General features: G+C 63.7%; 9 protein-coding genes, 1 tRNA gene and 1 pseudogene. 10 read left to right on the forward strand and 1 reads right to left on the reverse strand.

Annotated elements, in window-relative coordinates:
• Positions 1–12 precede the first annotated feature (12 nt).
• From dnaG to BLU17_RS22625, 3 genes are all read left to right on the forward strand, one after another.
• Positions 13–1,890, forward strand: a complete 1,878-nt coding sequence (gene dnaG / locus BLU17_RS22615) for a DNA primase (RefSeq protein WP_092001567.1) — start codon at positions 13–15, stop codon at positions 1,888–1,890.
• Between the two features lie 140 nt (positions 1,891–2,030).
• Positions 2,031–4,442 carry an RNA polymerase sigma factor RpoD gene (gene rpoD, locus BLU17_RS22620; protein WP_092001569.1) on the forward strand — a complete coding sequence of 804 codons (2,412 nt, stop codon included), beginning with the start codon at positions 2,031–2,033 and terminating at the stop codon, positions 4,440–4,442.
• Positions 4,443–4,606: 164 nt separating this feature from the next.
• Positions 4,607–4,694: transfer RNA gene (locus BLU17_RS22625), tRNA-Ile, on the forward strand.
• A gap of 98 nt (positions 4,695–4,792) precedes the next feature.
• Here the strand turns inward: BLU17_RS22625 and BLU17_RS22630 are convergent.
• Positions 4,793–5,887: pseudogene (locus tag BLU17_RS22630) on the reverse strand (IS3 family transposase).
• Between the two features lie 276 nt (positions 5,888–6,163).
• On the opposite strand from BLU17_RS22630, the gene BLU17_RS22635 reads away from it, so the two are divergent.
• From BLU17_RS22635 to BLU17_RS22660, 7 genes are all read left to right on the forward strand, one after another.
• Positions 6,164–6,610: a PEP-utilizing enzyme gene (locus BLU17_RS22635; RefSeq protein ID WP_092001572.1), complete on the forward strand. Its 447-nt coding sequence runs from the start codon at positions 6,164–6,166 to the stop codon at positions 6,608–6,610.
• Complete coding sequence (locus tag BLU17_RS32580; RefSeq protein ID WP_143189318.1) at positions 6,607–6,933, forward strand: hypothetical protein; 327 nt, start codon at positions 6,607–6,609, stop codon at positions 6,931–6,933. The genes BLU17_RS22635 and BLU17_RS32580 overlap by 4 nt, the downstream gene beginning before the upstream one ends.
• Position 6,934: 1 nt before the next feature.
• Positions 6,935–8,515, forward strand: coding sequence for a sigma-54 interaction domain-containing protein (locus tag BLU17_RS22640; RefSeq protein ID WP_245746974.1), 1,581 nt, complete (start codon positions 6,935–6,937; stop codon positions 8,513–8,515).
• Positions 8,516–8,733: 218 nt separating this feature from the next.
• Entirely contained in the window at positions 8,734–9,273 is a 540-nt protein-coding gene (locus BLU17_RS22645; protein WP_092001575.1) for an OsmC family protein, read from the forward strand.
• A gap of 44 nt (positions 9,274–9,317) precedes the next feature.
• Positions 9,318–10,460, forward strand: coding sequence for an acyl-CoA dehydrogenase family protein (locus BLU17_RS22650; protein ID WP_092001577.1), 1,143 nt, complete (start codon positions 9,318–9,320; stop codon positions 10,458–10,460).
• Positions 10,457–11,812: a rubredoxin gene (rd, locus tag BLU17_RS22655; protein WP_092001580.1), complete on the forward strand. Its 1,356-nt coding sequence runs from the start codon at positions 10,457–10,459 to the stop codon at positions 11,810–11,812. The genes BLU17_RS22650 and rd overlap by 4 nt, the downstream gene beginning before the upstream one ends.
• Positions 11,813–11,876: 64 nt before the next feature.
• Positions 11,877–13,271, forward strand: coding sequence for a CmpA/NrtA family ABC transporter substrate-binding protein (locus BLU17_RS22660; RefSeq protein ID WP_092001583.1), 1,395 nt, complete (start codon positions 11,877–11,879; stop codon positions 13,269–13,271).
• The last annotated feature ends 27 nt before the right edge of the window (positions 13,272–13,298 follow it).

Below are 13,298 nucleotides of genomic sequence, written 5' to 3' on the forward strand. Positions count from 1 at the left end.
GCGTTCGCCTCGATGATTCCGCATTCGTTCCTGCAAGACCTGCTGAACCGCGTCGATATCGTCGACGTGGTGGGTCGCTACGTGCAGCTCAAGAAGGGCGGCGCGAACTTCATGGGCCTGTGTCCGTTCCACAACGAGAAAAGCCCTTCCTTCACCGTTAGTCCAACGAAGCAGTTCTATCACTGCTTCGGCTGTGGCGCGCACGGCACCGCCATCGGCTTCCTCATGGAACACGCGGGCCTGACGTTTCCCGAGGCCGTCAACGAACTCGCCCAGTCGGTCGGGCTGAGCGTGCCGCAGGAGCCGTCGCCCGTGCGCGGCGGTGGCGGCGCCAGCGCTGCTGGCGGCTACGCCGCGGCTCCGCCCAAGGCCGTCACCACGGCGCTTTCCGACATCATGCAGACTGCCTGCGACTACTACCGCAAGCAGTTGCGCAGCGCGACCAACGCCATCCAGTACCTCAAAAAGCGCGGGCTCACGGGCGAGATTGCCGCACGCTTCGGCCTCGGTTATGCGCCTGATGGATGGCAGAACCTCGAAACCGCGTTTGAGAACTATCGCGACGACGCGCTGGTCGAGGCCGGTCTCGTCATCGTCAGCGAAAAACAGGACGCGCAAGGCCAGGCGCGCCGCTACGACCGCTTCCGCGACCGGGTGATGTTCCCGATCCGCAACGTGAAGGGGCAGGTGATCGGTTTTGGCGGCCGCGTGCTCGATGGCGGCGAACCCAAGTATTTGAATTCCCCGGAAACACCACTATTTAACAAGGGCAGCGAACTGTACGGGTTGTTCGAGGCGCGCCTCGCGATCCGGGAGCAGCGCTATGTTCTGGTGGTCGAGGGGTATATGGACGTCGTCGCGCTCGCGCAACTGGGTTTCCCGAACGCCGTGGCGACGCTCGGTACCGCGTGCACGCCGATCCACGTGCAGAAGCTCATGCGTCAGACCGACACCGTGATCTTCAGCTTCGACGGCGACTCGGCGGGCCGTCGCGCCGCGCGGCGCGCGCTCGATGCGTGCCTGCCGCACGCGGCCGACAACCGCACGATCCGTTTCCTGTTCCTGCCCCAGGAGCACGACCCGGACAGCTATGTGCGCGAGTTCGGCGCCGAGGCGTTCTCGGAGCAGGTGGAGCGGGCGATGCCGCTGTCACAGTTCATGCTCAACGAGGTGCTGTCCGACAAGGAGCTCGACCAGCCCGAAGGGCGCGCCCGGGCACTCTTCGACGCGAAGCCGCTCCTGCAGGCGTTGCCCGCGAACGCGCTGCGCGCGCAGATCATGCACATGTTCGCGGACCGCCTCGACGTGCCGTTCGAGGAAGTGGCCGCGCTTTGCGAGGTCGACGCGCGCATTGCCCAGGCGGCGCGCCGGGCACCCGCGCGCAAGGACCGGCATCTCGTGACCGGTATCGAGCGCAAGGCGTTGCGCAACCTCGTAATGCACCCGCGCATCGTGGCGCAACTGGACGAAGAGGCCGAAAAGGCGTTGATCGGATTGACGCGCCACGGCGAGCTTTTCGAGGAAGTGGCGACTCACGCGCGGGCGCTGGGCGATTCGGCGGAATTTCAGCTGCTTTCGGATCTGCTGAGAAATGGGGCCAATGCTCCAACCTTCGAGGAGATTTTTCGCGAAATTCTGGACTATGATGAAAACGTTCGGGATTTGCTGATGAAAAATCCGGAAGATGGCGCCGTGGTGGAGGAGCGTCGCGAGCAGGAGCGGCTCGTGAGCGAGGAGCTGACGGCGGCGATCCTGAAGATGCGGTACGACGCCTGTTGCGAGCGCCTGGAAACGCTTTCGCGGCAGTCGCGGCATACGCCCGAGGAACTTGCCGAGTTGATGTCACTGAATCAGACACGGGCTGACATGAAACGTCAGCTCGGTTTGTAGGGGAAGGACCGCACGGAGGGATTATTACTCTGCGTGCTAAAATAACAGGTTTTCAGCGGTTTGTTTTTGTTTTTCCGGGCGGATTTAGCGGGTTGGGGTAACCCGCGAATGTCCAGTTCTTCAGCAAGGGCGGAATGGCAATGGCAAAGACTACAGGCGGAAAAAAGGCGACAGGCAAGGGCTCGACGGAGCCGACCAGCAAGGTCACACAGGCCGGAGTTGCCAGTTCTTCCGCCCGTTCGTCGGGTACTACTGGGTCCACCAACCGTTCTGAACCGGCTACCCGGAAGAAGTCGATGGCTGCTTCGGCTGCGCGAGCGGCGCCTGTACGTGCGGCGAAAGCCGCGACCCAACCGGCAACGAAGCGGTCCGGTTCGAGAAGTGCAAGGGAAGTGCCTGCCGTCGCGGACGATGCGGCAGAGCGCGAGGCTCAAGTATCCACGGTTCAAGAGGCTGTTGTCCAGCAGCCGCGAGTCGAGACTATAGCCGGTACGGCGAACTCCATGACGAAAAAGCTGAATGAAGTACCCGTCGATGACGACGCAAGCCAGAGCGAAGACAGCACGCCCGTGGCGGGCAAGGTCGAAAAGACCTCCCGTGCGCGCGACCGGCGAGCGAAGGAAAAGGCGCTGCTGAAGGACGCGTTCGCGTCGTCGCAGCCCGGCACCGTCGAGGAGCTCGAGGAACGCCGCACGAAGCTGCGTGCGCTTATCAAGCTCGGCAAGGAGCGCGGCTTCCTCACGTATGCGGAAATCAACGATCACCTCCCGGACAATTTCACCGAGACCGAGGCGGTCGAAGGCATCATCAGCACGTTCAACGACATGGGCGTGGCCGTCTACGAACAGGCGCCCGACGCCGAGACGCTGCTGCTCAACGACAACGCACCCAACGCTTCTTCGGACGACGAAGTAGAAGAAGAAGCGGAAGTCGCGCTCTCGACCGTCGACTCCGAATTCGGCCGCACGACCGACCCGGTGCGTATGTACATGCGCGAAATGGGCACGGTCGAACTCCTCACGCGCGAAGGCGAAATCGAGATCGCCAAGCGCATTGAAGACGGCCTCAAGCACATGGTCATGGCGATCTCCGCTTGCCCGACCACGATCGCCGACATTCTTGCCATGGCCGAGCGCGTCGCGAACGACGAGATTCGCGTGGACGAACTCGTCGACGGCCTGATCGATCCGAACGCCGAAGACACCGACGGCTTCAACGCCAAGGAAGCGGAAGAGATCGAGAACGAGGACGAAGAGGAAGAAGAGGAAGAGGAAGAAGAAGAGGAGGAGGAAGAGGACGACGGCGCGGCGCAGGCGACGGCCAACGCGGCGCAGCTCGAAGCCCTCAAGCGTGCCTCGCTCGAGAAGTTCGCGCTCATCAGCGAATGGTTCGACAAGATGCGCCGTGCGTTCGAGAAGGAAGGCTACAAGTCGAAGTCTTACCTCAAGGCGCAGGAAACCATTCAGAACGAGCTGATGTCGATCCGCTTCACGGCGCGCACCGTCGAGCGCCTGTGCGACACGCTGCGTGCCCAGGTGGATGAAGTGCGCCAGGTCGAACGCCAGATTCTGCATACGGTCGTGGACAAGTGCGGCATGCCGCGCTCGGAGTTCATCGCGCGTTTCCCGGGCAACGAAACCGACCTCGACTGGACGGACAAGATCGTCGCCGAAAGCCACCCGTACAGCGGCATCCTCTCGCGCAACATCCCCGCGATCCGCGAACAGCAGCAACGGCTGCTCGACCTGCAGGCGCGCGTGGTGCTGCCGCTCAAGGACCTGAAGGAAACCAACCGCCAGATGGCCGCCGGCGAACTGAAGGCACGCCAGGCGAAACGCGAGATGACCGAGGCGAACCTGCGTCTCGTGATCTCGATCGCGAAGAAGTACACGAACCGCGGCCTGCAGTTCCTCGACCTGATCCAGGAAGGCAACATCGGCCTGATGAAGGCGGTGGACAAGTTCGAATATCGGCGCGGCTACAAGTTCTCGACCTATGCGACGTGGTGGATTCGTCAGGCCATCACGCGCTCGATTGCAGACCAGGCGCGCACGATCCGCATTCCGGTTCACATGATCGAGACGATCAACAAGATGAACCGCATCTCGCGGCAGATCCTGCAGGAAACCGGTCTCGAGCCGGACCCGGCCACGCTCGCCGAGAAGATGGAGATGCCCGAGGACAAGATCCGCAAGATCATGAAGATCGCGAAGGAGCCGATCTCCATGGAAACGCCGATCGGCGATGACGACGATTCGCACCTGGGCGACTTCATCGAGGACAACAACACGGTTGCGCCCGCCGATGCCGCGCTGCATGCGTCGATGCGCGACGTCGTGAAGGACGTGCTCGATTCGCTCACGCCGCGCGAGGCGAAGGTGCTGCGCATGCGCTTTGGCATCGAGATGAGCACCGATCACACGCTCGAAGAAGTGGGCAAGCAGTTCGACGTGACACGCGAGCGGATTCGCCAGATCGAAGCGAAGGCGCTGCGCAAGCTGCGCCATCCGAGCCGTTCGGACAAGCTCAAGTCCTTCCTTGAAGGAAATTGAGACTGGTTAGTTTTTAATGCACGGAAGTCGCGTGCAAGATGGCCAGGCCGGCCTGCTTTCGTGTAGTATGTCGGCCTGTCATCGAAAAGCCCGGCCTTTGGGTGGACCGGGCTTTTTTGTTGATCTGTTCGTTGTTTCGTTGTCGCTACGCTTCGTAGCTTCGTGGGCCGGACGCCGTGTTGGTTGCAGGCAGCGGACTCATAATCCGCCTCCGAAAGGACATCGTGGGTTCGAATCCCACCCGGCCCACCATTCGTTATTCCATCAAGTTCCTGGACGTTTGTGCCGTTAAGCATAAAGTGGCCACTTGGACAGGTTATGCTTTATTGTCCGATGGGCCACGTTATGCTTTATCGGCATGCGGTGATAGGGTAGAAAGCTTTGTCTGTGTCGTGCGGATGCGGACGAGACATTGAAAAAGCCGGCTTCTGCTCGTTGTAGTCCTGACGCCATGCCGCGATGACAGCCCGAGCGTGCGCGAGCGTCGTGAACCAGTGCTCGTTAAGGCATTCGTCGCGGAACTTGCCGTTGAACGATTCGATGTACGCATTCTGCGTTGGCTTGCCCGCCTGAATCAATTTCAGAGTGACGCCGTTCGCATACGCCCACTGGTCAAGCGCGCGGCTCGTAAATTCGGGTCCCTGGTCTGTTCGCACCGCCTTGGGATAGCCACGGAAGCGAGCTGCACGCTCCAATGCCCGAGCGACATACAAACCTGAGATACCATGGTCGACGACGATGTCGACAGCGTCCTTCGTGAAATCGTCGACCACGGTCAGGCACTTCACGCGCCGGCCGTTGGAAAGCGCATCCATCACGAAATCGATTGACCACACCTCGTTGGGTGCGCCCGGCAATGCCAGTTGCTCGCGCTCAATCATTACGCCGTGGCGCTTGCGACGGCGACGGACAGCCAGCCCTGCCTCACGGTACAGGCGATAGATGCGCTTGTGATTGGCGTGCGTGCCTTCGCGTTCCACCAGGGCGTGCAGTCGGCGGTAGCCGAATCGACGACGTTCGTGCGCCAACTCCACCAGACGCGCTGCTAGCACCTCATTCTCGTGGTCCGGCTTCGCGTCGTAATGCAGCACGCTGCGAGAAAGCCCGACAAGCCGGCAGGCGCGGCGCTCGGAGAGGTTGACCTTCTCCCGAATCGCCGACACTGCTTCGCGTTTGGCTTGCGGGCTCAGGGCTTTCCCTTGACGACGACCTTCAACGCTTCCATATCGAGCATTGCTTCGGCCAGCAGTTTCTTCAGCCGGGCATTCTCCACCTCGAGGTCCTCGAGCCGGCGGGCTTCCGAGACTTCCATGCCGCCGAACTTCGCGCGCCAGGTGTAGAACGACGCGTCACTGAACCCGTGCTTCCTGTTCCTTGACCGGCATACCGGCCTCGGCTTCCTTCAGAAACCCGGTGATTTGCTGTTCCGTAAAGCGCTTCTTCATGTTCGTCTTCTTCTCCGAAAACGAACTTTACTAGACTCCGGTTGGCCCTGTTTGCAGGGGGCAGGTCAACATCGAGTTCACGGTGCAGGAGGGCCAGCTCTACCTGCTGCAGACGCGCAGCGGAAAGCGGTCGACGCGTGCGGCGGTGCGCATCGCGCTCGACATGCTCGACGAAGGGCTCATCAGCGCGGAAGTCGCGCGCGAGCGCACGGCTTCGATCGACGTGGCGAGCCTCGTGACGGTTCGCCTCGTCGATGGCGCAGGACAGGCCGCGCGGTGCCGCTGGCGCATGCGGCGAGCGGCAACATCGGCGTGGCGACGGGCGCGATCGTGCTCGATCCGGCGCGCGCGCTCGAACGCAGCAGGCAGGAGCCGATCCTGCTGTTGAGGCGCGATGCCGACACCGCGGACATCGCGGCATTGCAGGCGTCGGCCGGTCTGCTCACGTGCAACGGCACGCGTACCGCGCATGCGGCGGTCGTCGCGCGGCAGATGGGCAAGGTGTGTCTCGTCGGCTGCACCGACCTCGTCATCGACGAGGTTGCGGACACGGTGAAGATCGGCGAAGCCACGCTGCGCGAAGGCGACCGGATCACGCTCGACGGCGACACGGGCACCGTGTTCGCGGGGGAGAGGCAGACGCTCACCGAGCCGTTGGCCGACCTGCAGCAGCGGCTGCTGCGTCTGCGGAGCCGCGATCCGGATCGCAGCGCGCGCGCATGACCGCAACGGCGCGCCGCGACCGCGGTCGCGCCATTTTGCGTGTTCTTTCACGGGGCGGTTTTACGCCGTGCGTGAAAATCATTTATTTTGGCGTTTTCCGTCGGTCGATATTTCAATGTGATAATGGCCGCACAGGATTTTCAATCCTGACGTGGTGTCGGCTATTGAAGCTGCATAAAACCGTGCAGCGGCTTCATCGCAAGCTCCAATCCGTTCTCGAACAGAGGTCGCAGCTCGCCGCGCGCGGCCGTCTTCATGGAGAATCCGGCGGCGGCGCTTTTCGGTTCACGATTTTGTTGCGAACGGCGCGGAAAAGACAGTGAGATGAGCTTGCCGAATTACAAGAGTGACTCTCCGGCATTCTGGCGCGAGCAGGAAATGCTGCTTCTTCAGCAGATCATGAGTCTGGTGGGAAAAAGCCTGTCGCCGGATGTGGTGCTGCGAGAAACGCTTCACCTCATGTCCGAGTTGCTCGGACTCAATCGCGGGCGCGTCGTTCTTCTCGACGAAACGGGTGACACCTGCAGGATCCGCTACGCGTACGGCCTGACGCCCGAGGAGATCGAACGGGGCAAATACAAGGTCGGCGAAGGCGTGACCGGCCACGTGCTCAGGCACGGCCAGCTCGTGATCGTCCAGGATATCGACCTCGACGACCTCTTCCTCGCGCGGGCGGTGCCGCGCGACCGGCTTCCGCCCGGACCCGTCTCGTTCATTGCGCTGCCGATCCGCATCGAGGGCCGCAATATCGGCGTTCTTGCATGCCACCGGATTCGCACGCGCAATCGAACGCTTTCGAGCGACGTGTCGATCCTGCGGATTCTCGCGACCCTGTCCGGGCAGCTTCTCCAGCTGGAAGCGATGATGAAGGCGAGGACCCGCGCGCTGGAAGAGCAAAACGAAATACTGATGCATGCGCTGGAGCACGAGAGCGCGAAGTACGGAATCATCGGCACCTCGCCCGCGCTCCTGCGCGCGATCTCGGAACTGGAGCGCGTGTCGGACGCGTCGGCGAGCGTGCTGCTGCTCGGCGAATCGGGCACGGGCAAGGAGCTGTTCGCGCGGGCGCTGCACCTGTCGAGCCAGCGAAGCGACAAGCCCTTCGTCAAGGTGAACTGCGCGGCCATTCCGGACACGCTGTTCGAATCGGAGCTGTTCGGCTACGACCGCGGCGCATTCACGGGCGCGACCCATGCGCGCGAAGGCCTGTTCGAACAGGCGTCGTCGGGGACGATCTTTCTGGACGAAATCGGCGAACTGCCTTTGTCCATGCAGGGCAAGTTGCTGCGGACGCTGCAGGAAGGAACCATCACGCGTCTTGGCGGCAAGCGCGAAATCCGCGTGGACGTGAGGCTCGTTGCCGCCACGAACAGAAGCCTCGAGATAGACGTCGCGAATGGGCAGTTTCGCCAGGATCTGTATTACCGGCTCAACGTCATTCCGATTCGCCTGCCGTCGCTTGCCGAACGCAAGGGCGATATTCGCGCACTCGCATTGCACTTCTTAAGCCGCGCGAATCAGGCCAATCAGCGCAACGTCAATCTTGCGCCGGATGCGCTCGCGCGCCTCGAAGCGCACCCGTGGCCGGGCAATATCCGCGAACTCTCGAACTTTATCGAACGCGTCGTGCTGCTCGCCGAAAAGCCCATTCTTCACGCGGCAGACCTCCGGCATTTCCTGCCCGAAGCCGAGCCCGCGCACGCGGCCGAGCCTTCCCGCGCCGCGAGCCTTCCCGTCGTGCCGGCGAGCGCGGCCGTGCGCCAGTACATGGCGAACGACTCTCATTCGGCGGAGGAACTGCGGCATGCGTTGCAGGCCGCGGGTGGGAACAAGTCGCGCGCTGCACAACTATTGGGCATGACGGCGCGGCAGTTTTCCTATCGGTGGCAGAAGGTGCACGGATAATCGACTGCGGGCAAAGGTAAACAGATTGTCGACATTGTAAACACGCGATCCCCGCTGGACGCCATTCGGGAAATGGCATCGGGAATATAAAAAGAATAATAAAAACATAGGCATAAAGAAAATTCTCACGATTGGCACAGTCGTTGCAATAACCGGTGTGCGGTCACACAGATCGTTTTCCGGCTTCACATGCACCGTTTGTCATCAGGAGAATTACCTTGAGTACCGAAACCGTCACTACCTACCTGCGCCCGATCGATCGCGAAGGCCTGTTGAAGTTCGCCGCGTCGGGTCGCGAGAACCCCGAGCGCAAGGGCAGCAACAAGGTTCATACGGTCATGCAGGGTCAGTTCCGCTCGTGGAGCTACGTCGGCACGCACAACCCGGTCGTCGTTGACGAGCCGCTTCATCTGTTCGGCGAGAACACGGTGCCCGCACCCGGCGAAATCGCGCTGTCGGCGCTGGGCGGCTGCCTGAGCGTGGGCATCACCGCGGTCGCGACGTATCGGCAGGTGAAGCTCTCGCGCCTCGAAATCTTCCTCGAAGCCGATATCGGCAACACCGCGGCGTGGGGCGCAGGCGGCGCCGAGCGTCTGCCGCTGCAGATGGGGTTCCAGGAAATCCGCGTGAAGGTGCTGATCGAGGGCGACGCGAGCCGCGAAGAACTGGACGACATCGTCAAGCACGCAAACTACTTCTCGCCGGTCGCGAACACCATGCGCAATCCCGTTCCGTTCAGCATCTCGCTGGCGGACTGAGCCGGCGCGCGCGCCATCATTCTGATTAACGGGAGTATCGCACCATGAACGCGGTTGAATTTCCTCGCGGCCCGATCGAGCCGGCGCGGTCCGACTCGCAGGTGATGGCAGACGTGACGGCCATCGCCGACGGTCCGCTCGCGCAAGCCGCGCATCGCATCGATCACGACGGCTATTACCCGCTCGACATCATGGGCTCGCTCGGCGCCGCCGGCGCCTTCGGCGCGCATCTGGCGCGGGGCGGCAACCGCGTCGGTCTCGCGCTCGACGCCATGCGCGCCGTGAGCCGCCGTTGCGGCGCGACGGGGTTCCTCACCTGGGCGCACGACGTCTGCGGGCTGTACATGGAGCAGTCGGGCAATCCCGCACTCACCGGTGCACTCCTCGACGATCACACGATGGGCCGCACGTTCGGCGGCACGGCGCTTTCGAATCCGATGAAAGCGCTGGCCGGCATCGAAAAGATGCTGCTGCGCGCGGTCAAGGTGCCCGGCGGCTATCGCGTGAGCGGCGCGCTGCCGTGGGTGAGCCACATCGCGCCCGGACAGTACTGCGGCGCGATGGCGGGGGTATATCGCGACGACGGTTCGCTGTCGCACGAGATCATGTTCCTGCTGCACATCACGCCCGACGTGGTGCTGCGGCCGTGCCCCGAGTTTTCGGGCATGGAAGGCACGAGCACGTGGGGCGTGCGCCTCGACAACTACCTCGTCAGCGAAGACGCGATGATCGCCGACCCCGCGCGTGCGTTCATCGCGAGAATCCGCGCGGTGTTCGTGCTGCTCCAGGCCGGCATCGCGATTGGCGTGGCGCAAGGCAGCCTCGACGCCATCCGCGAAGTCGAGCCGGTGCTCGGCCACGTGAACCAGTTTCTGGAAGACGGGGCGGCGGAACTGCAGGCCGAATACGACGAGCTGGGCGGGCGCGTCGCGCGGCTTGCGAAAACGCCGTACGACGGCAGCAAAGACTATCTGCTGGACGTTCTCGACGCGCGCGTGCAGGGCGCCGAACTCGCGCTGCGGGCTGCGAACTCCTCGCTCATGCATCAGGGCGCGCGCGGCTATCTGACGAGCGCCGCGCCGCAACGGCGCGTGCGCGAGGCGCAGTTCGTGGCCATCGTGACGCCGGCGATCAAGCATCTGCGCTGGGAGATGGATCGCCTTTCGAAGGAAGAGGTGCCTGCATGAGTACGCCGACGAGTTTGCCGTGGCGGCAGTTCCTGTGCCGCGCGTGCGGCCTGATTTACGACGAGGAGAAGGGCGACCCCGACAGCGGGCTCGCCCCCGGGACGCGTTTCGAGGACATCCCGGAAGACTGGGTCTGCCCGCTGTGCGGCGTGGTGAAGGCGGACTTCGAACCGTTCGAGCTGCCCGCGTGCGCGCCGCAGCCGGCCGGGACGGCCGCCGTTGCGCCGTCGCGCGAGCGCGGCGTGGTGATCGTGGGCGGCGGCATCGCGGGCTGGAGCGCAGCCGAGGCGCTGCGGGCGCTGGACCCGGCCGTGCCCATCACGATGGTGACGGCGTGCAGCGGCGATCGCTATCTGAAGCCGGAACTGTCGGTCGCGCTCGGGCGCAGGCTGAAGCCCGCGGACCTGGTGCGCGAATCGGGCGTTAGCGCCGCCCGTCGTCTGAACGTGCGGCTGATGGCGAACACGTTCGTCGTCGGGATTTCTCCTTCGGTTCATCAGGTGCGAACCACACGGGGCGCGATCCGCTATACGAAGCTCGTCATCGCGCAAGGCGCACGCCCCGCGCTGCCCGAGCAGATGCCCGCGTCGCTGTGCTGGCGCATCAACGATCTCGCGGGATGGTCGGGGCTTCACGCGCGTCTGGACGGCGCGAAAAAGCACGTCGCGATCGTGGGCGCCGGAATGATCGGGTGCGAGCTTGCGGAGGATTTTGCTCGCGCGGGCCACACCGTGTCGCTCATCGACGTGAACGCCGGACCACTGGTCGGCCTCGTGCCGGCCGCCGTTTCCGACCGGCTTCTCGCGAGCCTGCAGGAAGCCGGCGTGAGATTTCTCGGCGTGCGCCGCATCGAGACGATCGGCGAGACCGACGACGGCCGCAAGGTCATCGCGATGCAGGGCGGCGAGCAGATCAGCGCGGACGAAGTCGTGGCCGCAACGGGCCTCGTGACGCCGACGCGGCTCGCGAGAATGGCGGGGCTCGCGTTCGACCGGGGCATCGTCGTCGATCCGATGACCATGCAGACGAGCGTCGACGACATCCTTGCGATCGGCGACTGCATCAGCGTCGCGGGCGTTCCGTGCCGCTTCATCGAGCCGATCGTGCGCCAAGCCGAGGTGCTTGCGCATCACGCGCTCGAACGCAAGCATGCCGGGTACGTGCACGGCACGCCGTTGATCCGTCTGAAGACCCGCGCCTTTCCGATCGTGGTTCACGGCACGCCGAGCCCGAACGGTACGTGGAGCGCGTGCGGCGCCGCAGACGGCCTGCTGCAGATGGAGCAGCGCGTCGAGGGGCGCGTGATCGCGCGGATCGAGGCGGGCCTCGCGAGGCAGCGGCTCGTGGCCTGATTGTCGTGCCGCCGCCCGCCGTGCGGCCAACCCGGAGTCCGGATCGAACCAGGTGCACCGAACCATGAAAGACGAAAATCCGTATCGTCCCTACAGTCCAGACCATTCGCTGGCGCGCTGCGCGTGCGGCATGCACGCGAGCCAGCACGAGCATGATGCAGAGCATGGTGCCGCGTCGCGCGTCTCGCCGCAGGATGCCGAAACCCTGTCGCGCAACTTCCTCGAAATGGCCGCCGTGCGCGCGCTGTTTCCGCACGATGCGGTGCGCCGCCGGTTCCTGCGGGCAGTCGGCGTCAATGCCGCGCGCGCCGCGATTGCCAGCGTGCTTCCGCTGGCCGACCTGCAGGCGATGGCCGAAGAAAAACGGCCGCTGGAAAAGAAGGACCTGAAGATCGGTTTCATCCCGATCAATTGCGCGACGCCGCTCATCATGGCGGACCCGCTGGGCTTCTATCGGGAGCAGGGCCTCGACGTCACGCTCAGGAAGACCGCGGGGTGGGCGCTGGTTCGGGATCAGATGCTGAACCACGAACTCGACGCTTCGCATTTTCTCGCGCCGATGCCGCTCGCCATTTCGATGGGGCTCGGCTCGGCGGGGCAGCCGATGCGGGTCGCCGCGATCCAGAACGTGAACGGCCAGGCGATCACGCTCGCGCTCAAGCACAAGGACAACCGCGATCCGAAGAACTGGAAGGGCTTCAAGTTCGCGATTCCGTTCGAGTATTCGATGCACAACTTCCTGCTGCGCTACTACCTCGCGGAGCATGGCATCGATCCCGATCGCGACGTGCAGCTGCGCGTCACGCCGCCGGCGGAAATGATCGCGAACCTGCGCGCGGGAAACATCGACGGGTTCCTCGGGCCGGACCCGTTCAATCAGCGCGCGGTGTACGACCAGGTGGGCTTCATCCACATCCTGTCGCGCGACATCTGGAACGGCCACCCGTGCTGCGCGTTCGGCGTGACGCAGGATTTCATCGACAGGAATCCGAACACGATGGCCGCGCTCTACCGGGCGCTGCTCAAAGCGTCGGCCAGCGCGCACAAGCAGGAGAACCGTCCGGCGATCGCGCGCGCCATCTCGACCCAGAACTACCTGAACCAGCCGGAAACCGTCATTCTGCAGGCGCTCAACGGCCATTACGCGGACGGGCTCGGCCACGTGTGCGACCAGCCGGACAGGACCGATTTCCAGCCGCTTCCGTGGTACTCGATGGCGACGTGGATGCTCACGCAGATGCAGCGGTGGGGCTACATCAAGAAGCCGGTCAACTACGACGCGCTCGCGCAAAAGGTCTTTCTGCTCACCGACGCGCGCTCGCAGATGAAGGCGCTCGGACAGGACGTCGCCCACGACGCGATGACGACCGGCATGCGCAAGTTCACCGTGATGGGCCGCGACTACGATCCTGCCGACCCGGCCGGGTATCTCGCCGGTTTTGCCATCAAGCATGCCTGATTCATGGGGCCCGATTCATGGGGCCTG

This window comes from Paraburkholderia lycopersici (genome assembly GCF_900096975.1).
Classification (GTDB): domain Bacteria; phylum Pseudomonadota; class Gammaproteobacteria; order Burkholderiales; family Burkholderiaceae; genus Paraburkholderia; species Paraburkholderia lycopersici.